15 protein-coding genes and 1 rRNA gene are annotated in these 23,014 nt (G+C 34.4%); 11 read left to right on the plus strand and 5 right to left on the minus strand.

Annotated elements, in window-relative coordinates:
• Positions 1-193 precede the first annotated feature (193 nt).
• Together BMW63_RS13240 and uvrB are read left to right on the plus strand one after the other, a co-directional pair.
• Entirely contained in the window at positions 194-3,337 is a 3,144-nt protein-coding gene (locus tag BMW63_RS13240) for a TonB-dependent receptor (protein ID WP_074723953.1), read from the plus strand.
• Positions 3,338-3,465: 128 nt separating this feature from the next.
• Complete coding sequence (gene uvrB, locus BMW63_RS13245; protein ID WP_074723954.1) at positions 3,466-5,457, plus strand: excinuclease ABC subunit UvrB; 1,992 nt, start codon at positions 3,466-3,468, stop codon at positions 5,455-5,457.
• Here uvrB and BMW63_RS13250 read toward each other — a convergent pair.
• On the minus strand, positions 5,454-5,855 hold the full coding sequence (locus BMW63_RS13250) for an excinuclease ABC subunit B (protein ID WP_074723955.1): 402 nt from the start codon (positions 5,853-5,855) through the stop codon (positions 5,454-5,456). The genes uvrB and BMW63_RS13250 overlap by 4 nt on opposite strands.
• A 296-nt stretch (positions 5,856-6,151) precedes the next feature.
• The gene (locus BMW63_RS13255) at positions 6,152-6,442 is read right to left on the minus strand and encodes a hypothetical protein (protein ID WP_139174244.1); all 291 of its coding nucleotides are present in this window, start codon (positions 6,440-6,442) and stop codon (positions 6,152-6,154) included.
• A 415-nt stretch (positions 6,443-6,857) separates the two neighbouring features.
• On the opposite strand from BMW63_RS13255, the gene BMW63_RS13260 reads away from it, so the two are divergent.
• From BMW63_RS13260 to BMW63_RS13285, 6 genes are all read left to right on the plus strand, one after another.
• Entirely contained in the window at positions 6,858-7,661 is an 804-nt protein-coding gene (locus BMW63_RS13260; protein WP_074723957.1) for an alpha/beta hydrolase, read from the plus strand.
• Positions 7,662-7,731: 70 nt separating this feature from the next.
• The gene (locus tag BMW63_RS13265) at positions 7,732-8,742 is read left to right on the plus strand and encodes a dipeptide epimerase (protein ID WP_074723958.1); all 1,011 of its coding nucleotides are present in this window, start codon (positions 7,732-7,734) and stop codon (positions 8,740-8,742) included.
• Between the two features lie 6 nt (positions 8,743-8,748).
• Positions 8,749-9,780, plus strand: a complete 1,032-nt coding sequence (locus BMW63_RS13270) for an aminotransferase class I/II-fold pyridoxal phosphate-dependent enzyme (protein ID WP_074723959.1) — start codon at positions 8,749-8,751, stop codon at positions 9,778-9,780.
• 57 nt (positions 9,781-9,837) lie between these two features.
• Positions 9,838-10,302: a DUF1456 family protein gene (locus BMW63_RS13275; RefSeq protein WP_074723960.1), complete on the plus strand. Its 465-nt coding sequence runs from the start codon at positions 9,838-9,840 to the stop codon at positions 10,300-10,302.
• A gap of 7 nt (positions 10,303-10,309) precedes the next feature.
• On the plus strand, positions 10,310-10,966 hold the full coding sequence (locus BMW63_RS13280) for an NAD(P)H-binding protein (RefSeq protein WP_175460289.1): 657 nt from the start codon (positions 10,310-10,312) through the stop codon (positions 10,964-10,966).
• A 200-nt stretch (positions 10,967-11,166) separates the two neighbouring features.
• Positions 11,167-11,571: a hypothetical protein gene (locus BMW63_RS13285; RefSeq protein WP_139174245.1), complete on the plus strand. Its 405-nt coding sequence runs from the start codon at positions 11,167-11,169 to the stop codon at positions 11,569-11,571.
• Positions 11,572-11,636: 65 nt separating this feature from the next.
• Here the strand turns inward: BMW63_RS13285 and sucC are convergent, their stop codons facing one another.
• The gene (gene sucC, locus BMW63_RS13290; RefSeq protein WP_074723963.1) at positions 11,637-12,830 is read right to left on the minus strand and encodes an ADP-forming succinate--CoA ligase subunit beta; all 1,194 of its coding nucleotides are present in this window, start codon (positions 12,828-12,830) and stop codon (positions 11,637-11,639) included.
• Between the two features lie 428 nt (positions 12,831-13,258).
• On the opposite strand from sucC, the gene gltB reads away from it, so the two are divergent.
• From gltB to lysA, 3 genes are all read left to right on the plus strand, one after another.
• Complete coding sequence (gene gltB / locus BMW63_RS13295) at positions 13,259-17,773, plus strand: glutamate synthase large subunit (protein WP_074723964.1); 4,515 nt, start codon at positions 13,259-13,261, stop codon at positions 17,771-17,773.
• A 2-nt stretch (positions 17,774-17,775) separates the two neighbouring features.
• A complete protein-coding gene (locus BMW63_RS13300; protein ID WP_074723965.1) occupies positions 17,776-19,230 on the plus strand; it encodes a glutamate synthase subunit beta in 1,455 nt (484 codons plus the stop codon).
• A 303-nt stretch (positions 19,231-19,533) separates the two neighbouring features.
• Positions 19,534-20,754: a diaminopimelate decarboxylase gene (gene lysA / locus BMW63_RS13305; RefSeq protein ID WP_074723966.1), complete on the plus strand. Its 1,221-nt coding sequence runs from the start codon at positions 19,534-19,536 to the stop codon at positions 20,752-20,754.
• 58 nt (positions 20,755-20,812) lie between these two features.
• Here lysA and pafA read toward each other — a convergent pair whose 3' ends face one another.
• Positions 20,813-22,429 carry an alkaline phosphatase PafA gene (gene pafA / locus BMW63_RS13310; RefSeq protein WP_074723967.1) on the minus strand — a complete coding sequence of 539 codons (1,617 nt, stop codon included), beginning with the start codon at positions 22,427-22,429 and terminating at the stop codon, positions 20,813-20,815.
• A 493-nt stretch (positions 22,430-22,922) separates the two neighbouring features.
• Positions 22,923-23,014 (minus strand): 5S ribosomal RNA (gene rrf / locus BMW63_RS13315); the annotation flags it as partial.

Consider the following 23,014-nt stretch of genomic DNA (forward strand, 5'->3'; position numbering starts at 1 on the left):
AAAAAAATCAAATTCTACTACTAAAATGGAACTAAAAAGATTTATCCGCAAAAAAAAGACCGAAACAAAAGAATACAATAATACCCAAACTTAAAAATAACATAAAAATGCTGTTTTGTTAATAATTAACATAAAAATAACATTTTCGCTATTTTAATTGTAAATTTGCTGTAAACTCAAACAATCCCAAACTATGAAAAAACTACTATTTATTTTAACCTTAATTTTTTCTGCAGGATTAACTGCGCAAGAGATTAAAGTTTCAGGAGTCGTAACAGACAACACAAAAGCCCCTTTACCAGGTACATCAATTCTGGTTAAGGGAACAACGAAAGGATCATCAACCGATGCCGACGGAAAATATGTAATATCTGCCGCTATCGGAGATGTTTTACAATTTTCTTTTGTAGGATTTGAAAGTAAAAGTGTAAAAGTTACTGGAAGCACAGTAAATGTATCTCTAGCTGAAAGTGGAGAAACACTGCAAGATGTAGTGGTATTAGGATCGCGAAGTGCTGCAAGAACCGTTACAGAATCTGCTGTGCCTATTGATGTGATTAGTATGAAAGACATTGCTTCACAAGGACCACAAGCCAACTTAAATCAAATATTAAACATGGTTGCTCCATCTTTTACATCAAACACTACAACTGTAGCTGATGGAACGGATCATATTGACCCAGCTCAATTAAGAGGTTTAGGGCCAGACCAAGTATTAGTATTAGTAAACGGAAAAAGAAGACACACATCTTCTCTTGTAAACATTAATGGATCACCAGGAAGAGGGTCTGTAGGAACAGATTTAAATGCTATTCCTGCATTTGCAATTGATAAAATCGAAGTATTAAGAGACGGTGCTTCTGCACAATACGGATCTGATGCGATTGCTGGTGTAATTAACGTAAATGTTAAAAAAGCAACAAATAAGTTAGACATTAATATCTTAGGGGGAAGTCAAGTTTCTAAAGGTTCTAATGACCATAGAGGTGGTAACGATGGAAACAACTTACAAATAGATTTGAACTACGGTACGGGTCTTGGTAAAGAAAAAAGTTTCATCAACGCAACTGCGAGTTTTCAATTAAGAGGACAAACAAGTAGAGCAAATGATGTAACTGGTGGACTATTCAGTGCTTTTAATGCTATTGAACAAAGAGCTACAGAAGCTGATACTAATATCAATGCTTTATGGGGAAATATTAACAACACTCCTAATTCTGAACAAATACTTACTACTATTAAAACTTATGCACCGCAAATAAGTTATTTTACTGCAGGACAACAAGCATCAATTCTTGGTGCAACTTCGATAAGCTCTATGCAAACTGCATTAAACTTTGATGCAACTGCTGGAGAATTAGCTTATAGAAAATTAGAAAGAAGTGCTTTCAATATGAAGGTGGGACAATCATCATTACAAAGTGCGCAATTTTTCTTGAATGCTGCTTACCCTATCAACGAGAATCTTGAAGTATACGCTTTTGGAGGTACTAGTCATAGAACAGGTGAAGCTGCAGGTTTTTACAGAAAACCAAATCAATCAAGAGCTTACACAGCTTTATACCCTAATGGTTTCTTACCTGAAATTCACTCTACAATTAATGACATTTCTGCTGCTGCTGGACTTAGAGGTACAATCTTTAAAGATTGGAAATTTGATTTAAGTAATACTTTTGGTAGAAATGGATTTGATTATAACATCGAAAACACATTAAATGCATCATTGAGAGAAAACTCCCCTACTGAGTTTGATGCTGGTGGATTGGCTTTTTCTCAAAACACAACTAATTTTGATATATCAAGAAAAATTGACAAATTAAACGTTGCTTTTGGAGCAGAATTCAGACATGAAAACTTTCAAATTAAAGCTGGCGAGGAAGACTCATACAATCAATATGATATTAATGGAAATGTTGTAACAGGAACAACGCCTTCTAATATAAAAGTTACTGATTTTTACAACGGTGTATTAGGTGGTTACGCTGGAGCTATCTACGGATCAGCAACTACTGCTTACAACGGACAAAGAGCTGGTGGAGCACAAGTATTCCCAGGATTTAAACCTGTAAATGCAGTTGACAAAGGACGCAATAGTGGTGCTGTTTATGCTGACTTAGAATACGATGTAACTGAAAAATGGATGATTAACGGAGCATTACGTTATGAGAATTATTCTGATTTTGGTGGAACTACAAACTATAAATTAGCTTCTCGTTACAAACTAACAGAGAATATCAATCTACGTGGAGCGATTTCAACTGGGTTTAGAGCTCCTTCATTACACCAAATTTATTTTAATTCTACAGCTACTCAATTCGTAGGAGGTGTACCATTTGAAGTAGGAACATTTAGTAATGATTCACCTGCAGCAAAATTATTAGGAATTCCACAATTAAAACAAGAAGAGTCTCAAAGTGCAAGTATTGGTTTTACAGCTAAAATTCCTGAAGCTAAACTTACGATAACAGCTGATGCTTATTTTGTTAAAATTGCCGACAGAGTTGTACTTACTGACCAATTTTCTAGACCTAGTTTATCAACTAGTAATGGAGGTGTTGCACCAAATTATTTTTATCCTACTGGAACTACACAAAGAGATTTGCAAAATCTTTTTGACAATGCAAACGCAACAGCTGCAACATTTTTTGCTAATGGAATTGACACAGAGTCGAAAGGTATCGATATTGTAATTAGTCACAAAGCTTCTGTTGGAAATGGATTAACATTAAAAACAGATTTATCAGGAACAATATCAAATACTCAAAAAGTAGGCGACATTCACGGTTCTCAAATATTAAAGGATAACGGACAAATTAACAGATATTTCTCTGAGACTAGTAGAATCTATTTGGAAGAAGCGGTACCTAGAGTAAAAGCAAACTTGACGAACTCACTTGCATACAAAAAATTCGATTTCTTTTTGAGAAACGTATATTTTGGTCAAGTAACAGATCCTAATATAGCAGATACAAACGGTGACGGGAAAATTAATGCAATTGTTGTAAATGGTTCTGCTGTTGAAAATGAACACCCAATTTGGTCTGGCAGAGTAATTACTGATTTATCTGTAGGATACAAAGTTTCAGAATCTACTAAAGTTGTAATTGGTGCCAATAACATTTTTGATGTTTATCCATCTAGAAATTTAGGACCGCAAACAATTGCTCAAAGAGCTTCTGGAGTTGACTCTAGTGGAAATGTTGTTTATTCCCCTACTACATCTTCAAATAATTCAATTGATCTATCAAACGCAAATCAATTTGTATATTCAAGAAACGTTTCTCAATTTGGACAAAACGGAAGATTCCTTTTTGCTAGATTAAGCTTTAGTTTCTAATAAAAAATATTTTATTTAATCAAAACCATCATGCGAACATGATGGTTTTTTTTTGGTTTTAACTTTCGATTAGAATGATTATAAACTTTGTAACTTTGCAGTTCTAAAACTTTTGTACCCCAATACCAATGAATTTCCAAGTAGTATCAGATTATCAGCCCAAAGGTGACCAGCCACAAGCCATTGAAAAATTAACCCAAGGGATCATTGACGGCGAGAAATTTCAAAACTTATTGGGAGTAACTGGTTCTGGTAAAACATTTACAGTCGCTAATGTTATTCAGGAAGTACAGCGCCCTACCCTAGTTTTAGCACATAATAAAACGTTGGCTGCGCAACTGTACTCTGAATTTAAGCAATTCTTTCCAAACAATGCAGTAGAGTATTTTGTATCCTATTATGATTATTACCAACCTGAAGCTTTTATGCCTGTTACCGGAGTTTTTATTGAAAAGGACTTATCCATCAATGAAGAACTGGAAAAAATGAGAATGTCAACAACTGCCTCGTTGCTTTCCGGACGAAGAGATATTTTAGTAGTTGCATCGGTTTCTTGTTTGTACGGTATTGGTAATCCTGTAGAATTTCAGAAAAATTTAATTCCTATTGAGAAAGGTCAAATCATTTCTCGAACTAAATTGTTACATCAACTAGTACAAAGCTTATATTCCAGAACAGAAGCCGATTTTAATCCTGGAAGCTTCAGAATAAAAGGCGATACAGTAGACGTATATCCTAGTTATGCAGATGAAGCTTACAGAATTCATTTCTTTGGAGATGAAATTGAAGAGATTGAAAGTTTCGATACAAAAGATTCTAAGGTTCTTGAAAAATTTGACAAATTGACGATTTACCCAGCCAATATGTTCGTGACTTCTCCAGATGTGCTACAAGGTGCTATTTGGGAAATCCAACAAGATCTAGTCAAACAAGTCGATTATTTCAAAGAAATCGGAAAACATTTAGAAGCAAAACGATTAGAAGAGCGTACTAATTTTGATTTAGAAATGATTCGAGAACTGGGCTATTGCTCTGGAATTGAAAACTATTCCCGTTATCTAGACGGAAGACTGCCCGGAACAAGACCATTCTGCTTGTTAGATTATTTTCCTAAAGATTATTTAATGGTGGTGGACGAAAGTCATGTAACCCTTTCTCAAGTTAGCGCCATGTACGGCGGAGACAGAAGCCGAAAAGAAAATTTAGTAGAATATGGTTTCAGACTCCCCGCTGCTATGGACAATCGCCCCTTGAAGTTTGAGGAATTTGAAGCGATGCAAAACCAAGTTATTTATGTTTCGGCAACTCCAGCCGATTATGAATTACAAAAAACGGATGGCGTAGTAGTAGAACAGGTTATTAGACCAACAGGATTATTAGATCCTGTAATTGAAATTCGACCAAGTTTAAATCAAATAGATGATTTAATCGAAGAAATTCATGCGCGTAGTGAAGTTGACGAAAGAGTTTTAGTAACTACCCTAACCAAGAGAATGGCAGAAGAATTAGCGAAATATTTAACAAAGGTTAATATTCGTTGCCGCTATATCCACTCGGATATCGATACTTTAGAGCGAATTGAAATCATGCAAGACTTACGAAAAGGAATGTTTGATGTTTTGATCGGGGTAAATTTACTTCGTGAAGGGCTAGATCTGCCTGAAGTATCGCTTGTAGCAATTTTAGATGCCGACAAAGAGGGATTTCTACGTAGCCATCGTTCGCTGACGCAAACTATAGGTCGAGCCGCTAGAAACCTTAACGGGAAAGCGATTATGTATGCTGATAAAATAACGGCTAGCATGCAAAAAACAATTGACGAAACCGATTACCGCAGAACAAAGCAAATTAATTTTAATACACAAAACAACCAAGTTCCACAAGCGCTAAACAAAAAAATTGAGAGCGCTTTTACTAAAAATCCTTTGGCGGATTACGAATTAGGACTCACTTTAAATGCGGCTGCCGAATCAGAAACAGAATATCTATCGAAAGCAGAAGTAGAAAAGCGCATTCGTGAAAAAAGAAAGGCAATGGAGAAAGCTGCAAAAGATTTGGACTTTATGCAAGCGGCTAAATTACGTGATGACATCAAAAAATTACAAGAACAGCTTACCTAGTTACGTTCTTCTCTAAAAATTCTCAATAACACATCAGCAGGAATGGCCGTATTGGGAGCTTTTTCTATTTTTTTTACCACAAGTTTGGCAGACTCAGGATTCAATCCCATACGTATTGCAATTTGTTTAACGGCCGTAGCTTCGTTACCGTGCAAAATCGCATCGCTATGCATTAATAATGCCAATCTATAAAATTGTTGAATTCTTTGAAGTTCATTCTTAATAGGCAATTTTGGTAATTCCTGATGAAATAAATCGTTAAATCCTCCTTTTTCGATATTCAAATCATTAGCAATTAGAAACAAAAATTCATATTCTTTTTTATGTAAATGACCATCAACTGTTGAAAAAGCAATCATTTCTAAAAGTAGCCTCTTTTTTTCTTCGTACATATTCATCAAATTATTAATTTTAGCTAAAATATGGCTTTTAAATTTAAAACCCTAAAACAAGCAGGCATTCAACAATTTATCCTAATTAAATTGTTTTTTTTGATGACTATCAAATCATTTGTTTCGTAAAGTGTTCATCAAAGTATATTTCATTCAAAAAAGCCAGAAGGCCTAGAGACAGCTATAAAAACATCCTTTGATTCTAAACATCTATACCAGAACAACAATCGAATGAGGAGAAAGGAACAAAAAAAAAGAGAACCAAATTAGTTCTCTTTTTTACTATTTATCTGAAATGGGTATTAATCATCATACCTATCATCATGATCTCTTTCTTTATATTTTTTCCCTTTATGCCATTTTCCATGATGCTTTTTATCGTCGCATCTTCTTTCATCATACCATCTATCTTCATCATAATCTCTATTATCTACATAAATGACGCGCTCCTGTTGATATTCAACAGTTCTTCTTTGTGGTTCGTATCCACGCTCATAATGACCCGATAGAACTATTGAAGGCAATCCAATATTTACACCCACTGAAACTTGTGCATTTATTGTGCTTGAGGCAAAAAAGGCAATTCCTAGCATTGCGAGTATTTTTATATTTTTCATATTTCAAAATTTTAATTAATAACTATTATGGCTAAAACCAATAACTGTGCCACTAAATGATTCTAAAACTACTACAGTTAACCAAAACAAATAAAAAAAATATACAATCACATTATAATCAATAAATTACAGCAAGTTAAAGTAAAGTAAAAAAGACAACCGAAATCCATTCCTTGGACAAAAACATTATTCAAAGTAATTAAAACTAACAAATAGAATACTCCGTATAAATAAAGTCCAGCATAAAAATCTACTAATTTGATTTATAGAATAAGAGCAATACTTAATAAAAAGCTATCGTATTTTAGCTTGATTCAAAATCAAATTATAAAAATAATTACTATTTTTAGCTACGAAATTGTTTCCAAATCAAAACACAAAATAATACTTAATGATTAACCGACTCTTCCTCCTTCTTGGATTATTTTTTGCTGTAACAAATATAACGGCGCAAGAAAGCACTACCTCAAAACAAGTTTCTACTTTTACGATTGAAGTCCCACAATTACAGACAACAAAAAAAATATGGATTTACCTTCCAAAGAATTATGAAAACACAAAGAAGAAGTATTCCGTTCTTTATATGCACGATGCGCAGAATTTATTTGATACAAAAACGGCCTATGCAGGCGAATGGAATGTTGATGAAAAATTGGACAGTATCAATGCACAGCTAATTGTTATTGGCATCGAACATGGTAATGATAAACGCATGGAAGAGTTGACACCCTTCAAAAATGAAAAATATGGTGGAGGAAATGCCGATGCTTATCTTGAGTTTATTGTCAAAACATTAAAACCACAAATTGACCAAAAGTACAGAACTAAGACAAAAAAGAAAAATACGCTAATAATGGGCAGCTCTCTAGGTGGATTAGTGTCTTTTTACGCAATTTTGAAATACCCGCAAGTGTTTGGAAAAGCGGCCATTTTCAGCCCTTCCTTTTGGTTCTCAGATAAAATATATGATGTAGTCGAAAACACAAAAAAAATTAAAAGCAAAATATATTTTCTGTGTGGCGACAATGAAAGTGAAGATATGGTGTCAGACCTGAACAAAATGGAAAATCTCTTAAATACAAAGCGCTGTTATTGTTTAAACTTGAATAAAAAGAAAATCGTAGAAGGAGGCCAACACAATGAAAAACTATGGCGTGATGGATTTACAAAGGCCATTATTTGGCTGGGATATTAACTAATTCGTTATATTTACAAACCATTGTCACTACAGATTTACATAAAATTATAAATCCACAAAACCAATTATGGAATTAATAATAAGAGCATACGACCTTAAGTTAAAACATACGTTTACTATTTCGAGAGAATCAATCGATTTCCAACCTTCTTTAATTGTAGAATTAAAAAGTGAAGGATTTTCGGGTTTCGGTGAAGCAACATCAAATCCGTATTATAATACGACTGTACCAGTAATGACGGAAGATTTAAACAAAATTCGCAGCATTATCGAAGACAGCGATGGTGAAACCCCTGAGGTTTTTTGGAATAAAATGCACTTTCACTTAAAAGAGGACATGTTTGCGTTATGCGCTTTGGACATGGCATACAATGATTTGTACGCTCGAAAAAAAGGGAAAAAATTATATGAATACTGGAACTATACAATAGAAAACAATCCATTAACCGATTATACCATCGGGATTGCTTCTATAGACAAAATGGTTTCTAAGATGAAGGAATTGCCTTGGCCTATATATAAAATTAAACTAGGAACCCACGAAGACATCGCCATCGTAACAGAGCTTAGAAAACATACTAATGCTATTTTCAGAATTGACGCTAACTGCGGATGGGGAGTTGAGGAAACAATCAGAAATGCTATAGCATTAAAAAAATTAGGTGTTGAATTCCTGGAGCAACCTATGAAAGCGGATAATTGGGAAGGACATAAGGAAGTTTTCAAACATTCTGTGCTACCAATCATAGCCGATGAAAGTTGTATCATTGAAGAAGATGTCGCTAAATGCCACAACCATTTTCATGGCGTAAATATCAAATTAGTAAAATGTGGCGGTTTAACTCCGGCCAGACGCATGATTCAAGAAGCAAAACAACTAGGTTTAAAAACAATGGTGGGATGCATGACGGAATCTTCTGTAGGTATTTCAGCCATCGCTCATTTATTACCACAATTGAATTATGTTGACATGGACGGTGCCTTACTTCTAGCAGAAGATATCGCAAATGGTGTAACCATCAAACACGGAAAAATTACCTATTCTGAATTGAACGGTACGGGAGTTGTTTTAAAATAATTACAAATGAAAATCAATCAGTTTCCAGACAGAATAATTGAGGTTGAAAAAGAAAATTATTTATACTTTGGCGGAACAGCCTATTTAGGAATGCCTGCCAACCCAGAATTTCAACAACTGATTGTGAAAAACATACTACGTTGGGGCTCCGCTTACGGAAGTTCCAGGAATTCAAACATACAACTTACAGCTTATGAAAAAGGGGAACAGTTTTTAACGGAATATATTAATGCAGATGCTACAGTTACTGTTTCATCGGGAATGCTTGCCGCAAAATTAGTAATTGAAGAACTTACGTCACATACAGATATTTTCTTTAGCTTTCCAAATAATCATACGGCTCTAAAAGTCCCTAATAGTTTACCGTTTTTTATCGAAAACGAATTAAATCCCCGCTTACTAGACGATACAAATGAAAGAATAACTATTCTAACAGATGCCGTCGCTAGTTTTCAGATAAAAGAAGTTGATTTAGCCGCTATCGATTTGATTGCTTCGAATAAGGAAATTACTTTGGTTATTGATGAATCTCACTCTTTAGGTGTTTTAGGAAATAACGGATGTGGAATTTTTTCTACGATCCATCATAAAAATATTAAACGAAAAATTATGGTCGCATCGCTAGGAAAAGCAATGGGCGTTACCGGCGGTGTTATTGCATCTGATCAATCTTTTATTGATCAAATAAGGAATAATCCTTCATTTGTTTCAAGTGCAGGAATGAGCCCTGCGCTGATTGAGGCACTGGCAGAAGCAGGCAGAATCTACAAAAGCCAACATATAAAGTTAAAAAACAATCTAAAATACATTGATAGTATTTTGGTGAAAAATGAAGCGTTCGCATTTAACCCTGCATATCCTGTAATCTATCCCGAAGTAGAAGGAATCAATGAACTTTTTAACACCAATAAAATCATAGTTACTAATTTTAAATATCCTACTGGCGGCAAAGATTTGAACAGAATCATATTTACAGCTAATCATACAGAAGATGATTTAAACAAAATAATTAGCATTCTAAACCAATACCAATTCTGAACCTAAAATTACGACCACTTACTTTTTAAACGTACATTTGTAAAAAATTAGAATATGATGACAAATAACGATATCTTCAAAAAACTACGCGTTGCATTAATGTTACGTGATGACCAAATTGTTGAAATATTGGAATTAGTAGACTTTAGAATTACTAAATCAGAATTAGGTGCTTTTTTCCGTGATGAAAAACATGAAAATTATATGGAATGTGGCGACCAAGTGTTACGCAATTTCCTGAATGCTTTAGTTATCCATTTACGTGGAACGAAGGAAAACCCTAAAAATCCAAATGACGTTTTAGCAAAACATAAAGCGCAAATACCTGCAAAGGAAGGATCTAAAGACAGACCCGAATTTAAAGCAAAACCAAAAGATCAAGAAAAGTCAAGAGGTGATGAAGCTCCTTCGAAAACAAAATCTGCGACAAAAAAACCGTCTAAGAAAGATTACCCTAAAGGAAATTCAAAAACGCAGGTAGTAGAAAAGGTAAAATACAATTTCGGAAAGAATAAAAAATAATTCAATTATGAAAACTGCTTTGATTATTGGTAGTACTGGCTTAATTGGTTCGAAATTATTGGATATTCTTTTAGAAAGTCCAGCCTACGATAAAGTCATTACTTTTGTAAAAAGAGATACTGGAAAAACACATACCAAATTAACACAACATATTATAGATTTTGATAAACAGGATACCTATCAAAATTTAGTTGTTGGTGATGATTTTTTCTGTACCATTGGTACCACTATCAAAAAAGCAGGAAGTAAAGAAGCCTTCAGGAAAGTAGATTTCGGTTATCCGAAGCAGTTTGCCACTTTCGCTCTAAAAAATGATATTAAGCAATTTCTGACTATTTCATCGCTTGGTGCCGATAAAGCTTCTGGGAATTTCTATCTGAAGACTAAAGGAGAAATAGAAGACTTTTTGAAAAATTCGAGTTTTGAAAGTGTTGCAATTTTGAGACCTTCTTTACTTCTAGGAGACAGGAAGGAATTTAGACTGGGAGAAAAATTAGGTTCTGTTTTTATGAAACTATTTTCATTTATATTTATTGGAGGACTAAAAAAATACAAACCCATAGAAAGTGACGCCGTAGCAAAAGCTCTTTTTAGAATTGCACAAAAAAACAAAAAAGGTTTTAGCATATATGAATCCGATGAAGTTCAAAAAATCGGAAATTAATAAAACAAAAAATCCTGTTCGCCACGGCCAACAGGATTTTTTTGTACATTTAACTTATCATAAATCTATTTTATCGCTTCAAAATGAAATTATACCAAACAATATTATTGTTATTCGTTACTACACTAAGCTTAGGACAAAATAATAGATCTAAAGAACCTGCCACGTTCCTTGATTCTGCATTTATTTCTGCTAATACAATGAACTATATAAATTCTGAAGAGATAGAATCTGTAAACATTATTAAAAATGACACGATAATTAACAATAACAGCTATGCTGGACAAATACATATAACTTCTAAAAACCCTAATAAATACATTTTTTTAAGCTTAGAACAAGTCAAATCTGAATATACTAAAATTAAAAAAGCCGATGTCATCTATATGATAAATGGGGAATTCATTAAAGATAATATCGAAACCTTCAAAATAGATAAAAACTATATTTTAACGGTTGAAGTTACGAATTCAAACGAGTTTTACAACATAAGAAAAAGCGACAGGAAATTTGACATGATTAACATCTTGGTGAGAACCAAAAATAACTTAGATAATAAGAATCAAATTTTATTACGAGGTTATGAAGCAGTTGGTCTTAAATAGATTTTATAAAAACAAAAAATCCTGAGCTTTCACTCAGGATTTTTTTATATCTACTAATTTTCTAATTAAGAAAGAGCTGCTTTTACTTGGTCAGCTGCTTCTTGGAATTCAACAGCCGATAAAATTGGCATTCCTGAATTATCAATTAATTCTTTTGCAATTGCTGCGTTAGTACCTTGTAAACGAACAATAATTGGCACTTTAATAGCATCTCCCATATTTTTGTAAGCGTCAACAACTCCTTGTGCCACACGGTCACAACGAACGATTCCACCAAAAATATTAATTAAAATCGCTTTTACGTTTGGATCTTTTAAGATAATACGGAAAGCAGTTTCAACACGTTTTGCATCAGCAGTTCCACCTACGTCAAGGAAGTTTGCAGGCTCAAAACCAGCATACTTAATTAAATCCATCGTTGCCATTGCTAATCCAGCTCCGTTCACCATACATCCAACTGTACCGTCAAGATCTACATAGTTTAATCCTACTTCTTTTGCTTCTACTTCGATTGGATTTTCTTCAAGAATATCACGCATCTCAGCATATGCTTTTTGTCTGTACAAAGCGTTATCATCAATATTAACTTTAGCATCTACAGCTAAAATTTTATTGTCAGATGTTTTTAAAACTGGGTTGATTTCAAACATTGATGCATCAGAACCAATGTATGCATTATACAAAGCATCAATAAATTTCACCATTTCTTTAAAAGCATTTCCAGAAAGGCCTAAGTTAAAAGCAATTCTTCTTGCTTGAAAACCTTGAAGTCCTACAGAAGGATCAACCTCTTCAGTAAAAATTAAATGCGGAGTATGTTCTGCTACTTCTTCGATATCCATTCCACCTTCAGTAGAATACATAATCATATTGCGACCTGTCGCTCTATTCAATAAAACAGATACGTAAAATTCTGAAGTTTCACTTTCACCAGGATAATAAACATCTTCAGCAACTAAAACCTTGTGTACTTTTTTACCTTCTGCAGAAGTTTGAGGCGTAACCAATTGCATTCCAATAATTTGACCTGCAATTTCTTCTACTTGTTGTAAATTTTTGGCAAGTTTTACTCCTCCACCTTTTCCACGTCCACCTGCATGAACTTGCGCCTTAATTACAAACCAACTTGTCCCTGTTTCAGTAGTTAATTGTTTTGCAGCAGCAACAGCTTCAACTGCATTATTAGCAACGATACCGCGCTGAATGCGAACTCCGTAACTAGCTAAAATCTCTTTTCCTTGATATTCGTGTATGTTCATAATATAGAATTTGTCTGGATCCTGAATTTATTTCAGAATATAAGTGGCACAAAAATAGCAAAATTCATGGTAACAGAAAAATCTTTTCCCTATTTAAATTTCTTATAGTACAAGTTAAACAATAAATTCAAAATTACAAGGAAAAGTAAGTTATGAGAAAAGTAAAAGTCGAGTAAAATATTGGAGTAAAAGCTACTATATCGTTTGAAATTTGATGCGAAAATTTAGTGGTATCTACGATATATTACAATATATCTTCATTACAAATAAGTCAGGCTGTCGATTTTGTAATTCACGTCCACCTAAATATAATTATTATCATTTATTAAACGTTATTCTAATTTTACTGTAAAAATATTTCGTTTTAGCTCTGTTTCATACATTATATTTAATGAAATCGCTATTTTTGTATAAAAAAATTATAAAGCATGAAAATTAAAGAACAAGGCCTTTATTTGCCTGAATTTGAACATGACAACTGTGGCGCAGGATTTATTTGTAATTTAAATGGAATTAAATCTAATGACATTATTCATAAAGCACTCGATATCTTAATAAAATTAGAGCATCGTGGTGCAGTGAGTGCAGATGGACGAACCGGAGATGGAGCAGGAATTCTTTTTGATATTCCTCATGATTTTTTTAAAAAAGTATGTGACTTCACTATTCCAGAAACGAGAGAGTATGCAGTGGGAATGGTTTTTTTACCAAAAAAGAAAAACCAAGTTGAATTTTGCAAAACTACCTTTGAAACTGCTATTCGCAATCAAAATTTGAATATAATCGGATGGAGAGATGTTCCTGTAGATGTATCCAACCTTGGACAAATAGCCGCCGAAAAAGAACCAACAGTAAAACAAGTATTTATTGGAAAGAATGGATTGGAATTAACCGAACAACAATTCAATGCCAAATTATTTGCAGCCAGAAAAATAGCAGAACACGCTATCCTGAATTCAAAGATTTCAGAAAGCCACATGTTTTATTTCTCTAGTCTGTCTACTACGACTATTATATATAAAGGTCTATTGATGCCAGAAGATATCAGCAGATACTATACTGATTTAAAGGACGATGATTTAGTAACTCGACTAGCTTTAGTTCATCAACGCTTTTCTACCAATACATTTCCGTCTTGGGAATTAGCACAACCGTTTAGGTACATGTGCCATAATGGAGAGATCAATACCCTTCGTGGAAATGTAAGCAGAATGCGTGCCCGTGAAGAATTGATGCAAAGTGATGTTTTTGGCGAAGACATCAAAAAACTATTCCCTATAATATTAGACGGAAAATCAGATTCTGCTTCTATGGATATGGTTGTCGAACTATTATTAATGACAGGACGTTCCTTACCGGAAGTTATGATGATGGTCGTTCCTGAAGCATGGGAAAAACACCAAACCATGTCAGATGATAAAAAAGCATTTTATGAGTACAATGCTTGTATTATGGAGCCTTGGGATGGCCCTGCATCTATCCCATTTACAGATGGGAATGTGATTGGTGCACTTCTTGACAGAAACGGTTTACGTCCCTCTCGTTACACACTTACCAAAGATGGCTTTGTAATTATGGCGTCTGAAATAGGTGTTCTGGATATAAAACCAGAAGATGTAGTGCAGCATGGTAGATTAGAGCCCGGAAAAATGTTCTTAGTTGATATGAACGAAGGTCGAATTATTGAAGATGATGAGATTAAGAATGCAATTGTAACCAAACGTCCTTATAGAAAATGGTTAGATGACAATTTATTAAATTTATCACAAGTACCATATACCAATAATAGCACTCCTACTGAAAATATAGATTATGAAACGAGATTGCGTTTGTTTGGATATACTATTGAGGATTTAAAGACAATAATTATCCCAATGGGTGCTAAAGGGGCTGAAGTTATTAGTTCCATGGGTAACGACACTCCATTAGCGGTATTATCAGATAAACCACAACTGCTCTATAATTATTTCAAACAATTATTTGCTCAGGTTACCAATCCACCACTGGATGGAATTCGTGAAGAAATAATTACAGACGTTAGTTTGGCTATTGGTGGAGATTATAACATTTTTGACATTGTTCCAAAACATTGTAAAAAGTTAAAAATTCAGAATCCGGTAATTTCAAAAGAAGATCTGGATAAAATAAGAAACATTGACCATCCTGATTTTAAATCACAAACCATCTCTACCTTATATGAAATAGAAAAAGGAGTAAATGGACTGGAGCGTGCATTAGAAAAATGTGTTCAAGCAACCTTTAAGGCAGTACAAGGAGGACACAATATCATTATCCTTTCTGATAGAGGCGTTAGTGAAAAAATGGCCCCGATACCAATGCTACTAGCTTGTTCTTATATCCATCATTCGATGAATATTCTAAAGGTTCGTTCTAAATTCGGAATAATTATTGAATCTGCCGAACCGCGTGAACCACATCATTTTGCCTTATTATTTGGTTATGGCGCAAGTGCTATTAACCCATATTTGGTAAATGAAATCATTCGTGACCAAGTAGATAAAGGTTTCATTACAGGAATAACACCTGATTATGCTATTGCAAATTACAATAAAGCTATAGCAAAAGGAATCCTGAAAATCATGAATAAAATTGGGATCTCTACTTTACATTCGTATAGAGCTGCTCAAATTTTTGAAATTTTAGGTTTAAACAAAACTTTTACTTCTAAATATTTCCCATATACCCCTTCTCGAATTGAAGGAATTGGTTTGATGGAAATTGAAAAAGAAGTTAAAAAAAGATACCAGAAAGCATTTCCAAATTCGACTGTTGCCAGCTTATTATCTCTAGAAATTGGAGGTATTTATAGATGGAGAAGAACCGGAGAGAAACACATGTTTAACCCTACTACTATTGCTAAATTACAACAGGCAGTACGTTTGAACAGTCCAGAAAGTTATAAAGAATATTCCACTATGGTTAACGACCAAAGTAAAAACCTAATGACAATCAGAGGGTTATTTGAATTCAACAACTTGGATCCTATTTCAATTGAAGAAGTAGAGCCTTGGACAGAAATTGTAAAAAAATTCAAAACTGGAGCCATGTCTTATGGATCTATCAGTCAGGAAGCCCATGAAAACTTGGCAATTGCCATGAACAGAATTGGTGGAAAAAGTAATTCTGGAGAAGGTGGAGAAGATCCTAAACGTTTCCAAAAAGAATTAAATGGAGATTCAAAAAATAGTGCGATTAAGCAAGTTGCTTCTGGACGTTTTGGTGTATCTATCAATTATTTGACAAGTGCCAAAGAAATCCAAATTAAAATGGCGCAAGGTGCTAAACCGGGTGAAGGTGGACAACTACCAGGTGAAAAAGTGGTACCGTGGATTGCCGAAGTTAGGAATTCAACTCCTTATGTTGGATTAATTTCCCCTCCTCCGCATCACGATATTTACTCTATTGAGGATTTATCACAATTGATATTTGATTTAAAAAATGCCAATCGTGAAGCCCGTGTAAATGTTAAGTTAGTTTCTGAAGTGGGTGTTGGAACAATAGCTGCCGGTGTTGCAAAAGCAAAAGCAGATGTGATTTTGATTTCAGGTTACGACGGAGGAACTGGTGCGGCACCATTAACTTCCTTACAGCATACAGGTATTCCTTGGGAACTTGGACTTGCCGAAGCACAACAAACTTTAATATTAAATGATTTAAGAAGTCGTGTGGTATTAGAATGTGACGGACAATTAAAAACAGGGCGTGATGTTGCAATTGCAGCTTTATTAGGAGCAGAAGAATTTGGTTTTGCCACTGCGCCTTTAGTAGCTTCCGGTTGTATCATGATGAGAGCTTGTCATTTAAATACCTGTCCAGTTGGTATTGCTACTCAAGATCCTGAGTTAAGAAAAAATTTCAAAGGAACTCCAGAGCACATCATTAACTTCATGTATTTTATTGCCGAAGAGTTGAGAGAAATCATGGCTCAGTTAGGCTTTAGAACCTTGAAAGAAATGGTAGGACAATCACAAAAACTGAATGTCAACAAAGCCATTAAGCATTATAAAGCAAGTGGTTTAGATTTGTCTACAATTTTGTACAAACCTGAAAAAGCAAAAACAGTACCGAATTACAATACAACAACTCAAGACCACGCATTAGAGAATGTACTTGATTTCGCAATCATAAAAGAAGCAATTCCTTCTATCTATAGAAAAGAAAAAACAAGAGTAAACTTTAAAATTAAAAATACAGATCGTTCTGTAGGTGCCATTTTAAGTAATGAAATCTCAAAAATATATGGTGCCCAAGGATTACCGGAAGATACTATCCTTGTTGACTTTGAGGGTTCTGCCGGACAAAGTTTTGGTGCTTTTGCTACTAATGGATTGTCATTTAAAATTCGTGGTAATTGTAATGACTACGTGGGAAAAGGACTTTCAGGAGCAAAATTAATCATCAAAGTCCCTCCTACCGCAACGTTTAAACCAGAAGAAAACATAATTATCGGTAACGTAGCATTGTATGGTGCCATTACTGGTGAAGCATATATTAACGGTATGGCTGGAGAACGTTTTGGGGTCAGAAATTCTGGAGCAACAGCAGTTGTAGAAGGAATCGGAGATCACGGATGTGAATACATGACCGGAGGTATTGTAGTGGTATTAGGTAAAACAGGAAGAAATTTTGCTGCTGGTATGAGTGGTGGTGTTGCTTATGTTTTTGATGAGAAAAAACAATTCGAAAATGGATTGTGCAATATGGAAATGGTCGCCTTAGAAACATTGGAACAAGATGACTTGGAAAAACTGAGACGTTTAATCAAGAATCACTCGATGTACACTAATAGTCCATTGGCAACAAGAATATTGGAAGATTGGGAAAACCAACAAAAACATTTCATCAAGGTAATGCCTAAAGATTATAAAATAGCATTACAACGATTAGCAGAAGAAAAGAAAATTGAAGAACTAATAGCATAGTCATGGGAAAGATAGGTGGATTTAAAGAATACGATAGAACTAACGAAAGTAATGTAGCAGTAAAGGAACGTGTCTCAAATTACAGTGAGTTTACAATTCCTTTAGCAAAAGATAAAATAAAAGAACAAGGATCGAGATGTATGGACTGTGGAATTCCATTTTGTCATAGTGCATGTCCATTAGGAAATTTGATTCCTGACTTTAATGATATGGTACATCAAGAAGAATGGCAAAGTGCCTTGGAAATTTTACAATCAACAAATAACTTTCCTGAATTTACAGGTCGCTTATGCCCTGCCCCATGTGAAAAATCATGTGTGTTAGGTATTATCGAAGAGCCTGTAGCAATCGAAAATATAGAAAAAAACATTATAGAAAGAGGATTTGCTGAAGGCTGGATCAAACCACAAACTCCGCTAGAGCGAACAGGTAAAACAGTAGCAGTAATAGGTTCTGGACCTGCCGGATTAGCAGCTGCTCAACAATTAAACAGAGCGGGACACACCGTAACTGTTTTCGAAAGAGACAATGCTATTGGAGGACTCTTGAGATATGGAATTCCAAACTTTAAATTAGAAAAAGGAATTATTGACCGACGCGTACTAATATTAGAAGCGGAAGGAATTGTTTTTAAAACCACTGTAAATGTTGGGGTAAACTATAGTGTAGAACAATTGAATGCTTTTGACTCTATCGTATTGTGCGGAGGAGCTACAACTAGTAGAAGCCTACCGACGAAGGGGATTGAAAGCAACGGAGTGGTTCAAGCGATGACTTTCTTGACTCAACAAACAAAGTCGTTATACGGAGAAGTAATTCCAAATCAAATACTAGCTACTGGCAAGGACGTTATTGTTATTGGTGGTGGAGATACGGGTTCTGACTGCGTAGGAACCTCTAACAGACAAGGAGCTAAATCGGTTACCAATTTTGAAATCATGCCAAAACCACCCGTTGGAAGAAGCGAAACAACACCTTGGCCTTTCTGGCCTTTGCAATTAAAAACATCTTCGTCACATGAAGAAGGATGTGATAGAAATTGGCTAATCAACACCAAAGAATTTATTTCTAATGAAAAAGGGCAATTGGTAGGTTTGAAAACCGTAGAAGTAGCCTGGAAAATGACACCGGGACAACGACCTGAATTAATCGAAAAAGAAGGTTCTGAGAAAATATGGCCTTGTGATTTAGCACTTTTGGCTCTTGGTTTTACAGGCCCTGAAAAAACATTAAGTGATCAATTGGGTTTAGAAACAGATATGAGAAGCAATTATAAAGCGACTAATTATCAAACAAATGTACCACACATTTTTACTGCTGGAGATATGAGAAGAGGACAATCATTGATTGTATGGGCAATCTCCGAAGGTCGTGAAGCGGCAAGAGAAGTTGATAATTATTTAATGGGATATACAAATTTACCAACGAAGGGCAATGGAGACTTACCTGGTTTATAAATCATAATAATACTGAAAAATGGCTGTCAGAATAGTTTTTCCGACAGCCATTTTCTTTTGGGGGTGACCACGCCTCCACTCTCGTTCCAGCTTGGTCGGGCTATCCGCTACAAGTCCTCGTCACTTTCGCAAAAGCTCTAGTGTCTGTGGGCTATTCGCTCTTATCCCTCACCCAATAAAAACAACCTTAGAACAAAACATCTTTTTTGTTCAATTTATAACTTTTTGTTATAAATTGTTAGGAATTAAAAAATCCCTTGTGAAATCAATAAAGAATAATAAATTTGCTAAAAAATAATCACGATGCAATCAAAAGACCTACTTCAATTAGCCGAACAGTTTGGAAGTCCAATATATGTTTACGATGCCGAAAAAATAAAATCTCAATACAATAGATTAACCAAGGCATTTTCTAAGGTTGAAAATTTGCGTATCAATTACGCTATGAAAGCACTGTCTAATGTTGCCATACTTCAACTTTTAAAAGAAATGGGATCTGGTCTAGATACTGTATCTATACAAGAAGTTCAACTAGGTCTTCATGCCGGTTATGATCCAGAAAAAATATTTTATACGCCAAACGGAGTATCTCTTGAAGAAATTGAAGAAGTACATGCGATGGGAGTACAAATCAATATTGATAATTTATCAATACTAGAGCAATTTGGAGCCAAACACCCTAATGTACCAGTTTGTATTAGAATCAATCCTCATGTAATGGCAGGTGGAAACACCAATATTTCTGTTGGACATATCGATAGTAAATTTGGAATCTCTATCCATCAATTGCCTCATTTAGTTCGAATTGTTGAAAATACAAAAATGAACATCGTAGGTATTCACATGCATACAGGTTCAGATATCTTAGATATTGAAGTCTTTTTATATGCTGCCGAAATTCTATTTGATGCTGCAAAAAACTTTAAAAATCTTGAATTCCTAGATTTTGGAAGCGGATTTAAAGTTCCGTACAAAAAAGATGATATCGAAACGGATATCGAAGAGTTAGGTAAAAAACTATCCAAAAGATTCAATGCCTTCTGCGTTGAATACGGTAAAGAGTTAACCTTAATCTTCGAACCAGGTAAATTCTTAGTGAGTGAAGCAGGATCATTCTTAGTAAAAGTTAATGTAATCAAACAAACTACCTCTACTGTTTTTGCAGGAGTTGATAGTGGTTTCAACCATTTAATTCGTCCAATGTTATATGGTTCACAACATCATATTGATAATATCTCAAATCCTAAAGGAAAAGAGCGCTTCTACTCTGTCGTAGGATACATTTGCGAAACAGATACTTTTGCAAATAACAGAAGGATTTCAGAAATTAAAGAAGGAGATATACTAAGTTTTAGAAATGCTGGTGCCTATTGCTATTCAATGGCTTCTAATTACAATTCAAGATATCGACCAGCTGAAGTGTTGTGGATGAATGGAAAAGGTCATTTAATACGTGCCCATGAGACGTTTGAAGACTTACTAAAAAATCAGATTCCATTACCAATAGAAGGAACAAAAGCATAACAAAAAAGTCCCATCTCAATAGAAAAGAGATGGGACTTTTTTTAGTATAAAAGCTATTTTACTTATTATCTAAAACTTCTTCTAGAACATTTGCTTCAGTACCATTAGGAAATGAAACTTTTATCTTCTGAGCGATTGTAGGAGCTATTTGTGTAATCACTTTTTTATTAAAAGACTCTCCTTTTTTAATATGCCAACCGTAAAAAATAGCGGGCACGTGTGTGTCATAAGAATAACTTGTTCCGTGTGACGTCCCAGTACCTTGATATTCTATATATCCTGGCTTATCTAAAATCACCAAATCTCCATTTTGAGTTACATCATACCCTTTAGCAATGAAGTTTAAAAAATAATCATTACCCGTTGAACTTAAAACTTCTTCTTCAGTATACACCCTCTTTACGTAATCTTGAGTCATTAAGTAATTCTTAAATGCACCTTTAACTTTAACCAAGTCCAATTCTTTACTTTTAATTATTTCTCTATTAAAAAATAAATTAAAATTTGAATAATTCAAAACTAAATCAGCACCAAAAGTTTTCATAGAAAAGTCCTTTAGGTTATTTCTGATATCTTTTGGACTAACACTATTTACATTATATTTATGATCTTTTAAATAATTTACGTTTTCTGCACCAGCATGATCCGCAGTCATAAACAATAAATAATTATCCTTCCCTACTGTCTTGTCTAAGTAATTTAAAAAATCAGCAATAGTTTGGTCTAAACGTAAGTATGTATCTTGCAATTCCATCGATCTTGGCCCTAATAAATGTCCAACATAATCAGTAGAAGAAAAACTAACAGTTAAGAAATCAGTAATATTATCTTTCCCTAACTCCTCTTTCTCTATCGCTTTCATAGCAAATTCTGCTAATAGATCATTCCCAAATGGAGTTGAACGTATTACGCCAGCATCATTCTTGGCATACATATCTTTTAAATCATATGGGAAAACCGGAGCTGCACTATTATATAATTTACCTTCATAAGGATTATTATCTTCTAAGCTTTCATTGTAAGTTGCTTTAGATTTTAATAAATCCCATCCTTTATTTATGTAAGGCATATAATGTTTCTCATCATTAAATTTTTGAACCCAGTCCGGTAATTTTTCACCATAAAAAGAACTAGAAATAAACGATCCCGTTTTGCTATACCAAAAAGCCCAGTTTGCAAAATGACCTGCTGGTAAAATTGCGCCACGGTCCTTAAGACTCAGACCAATTACTTTCCCTTGAAAATTAGTTCCCATTCTTAATTCATCAGTAATAGTAGTGGTTAATAAATTTTTAGGGGACATTTGACCCTCCTCTTTAGTTCCATCACCCACGGTGCTTACACTAGCATCATCAGTACAGTACATTTCTTTACCTAACTTTCTACTAAACCAATCATTACTTACAATTCCGTGAATTGCTGGCGTAGTTCCTGTATAAATAGACGCATGTCCTGGAGCAGTATACGTTGGCATATAATTAAAATGCATATTTTGAAACGTATAACCGTTATCCATTAAACGTTTGAATCCATTAGCAGAGAAATCGTCTGAAAAACGATATAAATACTCCATCTTCATTTGATCCACTACAATACCAACTACTAATTTTGGTCTTTCTTGTGCTTGTAAATTTGACATAATAAGTACTGTCAAAAACAAAATGATTTTTTTCATCTTAAAATATATTTTTAAAGCAAAAATACACATTAAAGAACGAACTCATTTAAATCTATCGACGGAAAGTTAAACCACCAAACTGATTTAACATTTAATTAAAGCTAAGCTACATTTTACAACAAGAATAAAGAACTTCACTAAACGAAAAAGCGATCTCAATTTAGAACTGTGAGGAACATAGACTTTTTCCTTTTTAGGTTAACTAATATTTACGTCTAATTTTTGCTACTCCACAGGTTTTCGTTATGATCCCAGATTTCTTTCTATTCAGATTGTCTAATATTTTGCCTAATCCTCAACTTTTGAGATTGATCCAATATTTTTGCTACTCCACAGGTTTTCGTTGTAATCCGTAATGAGCTTAAAAACAAAAAACCTCTTTCTAACGAACGGGGTTTTTAAAGAAAGGCGACGAACCGAGCCCGAAGGGCGAACAGCGTTGTACCAAATAAACAAAAAAAACCTATCTTTTCAGACAGGCTTTTCAAAAGAAAGGCGACGACATACTCTCCCACATAACTGCAGTACCATCTGCGCAGGCGGGCTTAACTACTCTGTTCGGGATGGGAAGAGGTGAGCCCC

This window comes from Flavobacterium frigoris (assembly GCF_900111075.1).
Classification (GTDB): Bacteria; Bacteroidota; Bacteroidia; order Flavobacteriales; family Flavobacteriaceae; genus Flavobacterium; species Flavobacterium frigoris.

Coding starts and splice junctions, on each gene's coding strand:
- BMW63_RS13275 (WP_074723960.1), top strand. CDS start 9,838: ATGACAAATAACGATATCTTCAAAAAACTACGCGTTGCATTAATGTTA.
- BMW63_RS13265 (WP_074723958.1), top strand. CDS start 7,732: ATGGAATTAATAATAAGAGCATACGACCTTAAGTTAAAACATACGTTT.
- BMW63_RS13300 (WP_074723965.1), top strand. CDS start 17,776: ATGGGAAAGATAGGTGGATTTAAAGAATACGATAGAACTAACGAAAGT.
- pafA (WP_074723967.1), bottom strand. CDS start 22,429: ATGAAAAAAATCATTTTGTTTTTGACAGTACTTATTATGTCAAATTTA.
- BMW63_RS13285 (WP_139174245.1), top strand. CDS start 11,167: ATGAACTATATAAATTCTGAAGAGATAGAATCTGTAAACATTATTAAA.
- BMW63_RS13240 (WP_074723953.1), top strand. CDS start 194: ATGAAAAAACTACTATTTATTTTAACCTTAATTTTTTCTGCAGGATTA.
- BMW63_RS13270 (WP_074723959.1), top strand. CDS start 8,749: ATGAAAATCAATCAGTTTCCAGACAGAATAATTGAGGTTGAAAAAGAA.
- uvrB (WP_074723954.1), top strand. CDS start 3,466: ATGAATTTCCAAGTAGTATCAGATTATCAGCCCAAAGGTGACCAGCCA.
- lysA (WP_074723966.1), top strand. CDS start 19,534: ATGCAATCAAAAGACCTACTTCAATTAGCCGAACAGTTTGGAAGTCCA.
- BMW63_RS13260 (WP_074723957.1), top strand. CDS start 6,858: ATGATTAACCGACTCTTCCTCCTTCTTGGATTATTTTTTGCTGTAACA.
- BMW63_RS13255 (WP_139174244.1), bottom strand. CDS start 6,442: ATGCTAGGAATTGCCTTTTTTGCCTCAAGCACAATAAATGCACAAGTT.
- BMW63_RS13280 (WP_175460289.1), top strand. CDS start 10,310: ATGAAAACTGCTTTGATTATTGGTAGTACTGGCTTAATTGGTTCGAAA.
- BMW63_RS13250 (WP_074723955.1), bottom strand. CDS start 5,855: ATGAATATGTACGAAGAAAAAAAGAGGCTACTTTTAGAAATGATTGCT.
- sucC (WP_074723963.1), bottom strand. CDS start 12,830: ATGAACATACACGAATATCAAGGAAAAGAGATTTTAGCTAGTTACGGA.
- gltB (WP_074723964.1), top strand. CDS start 13,259: ATGAAAATTAAAGAACAAGGCCTTTATTTGCCTGAATTTGAACATGAC.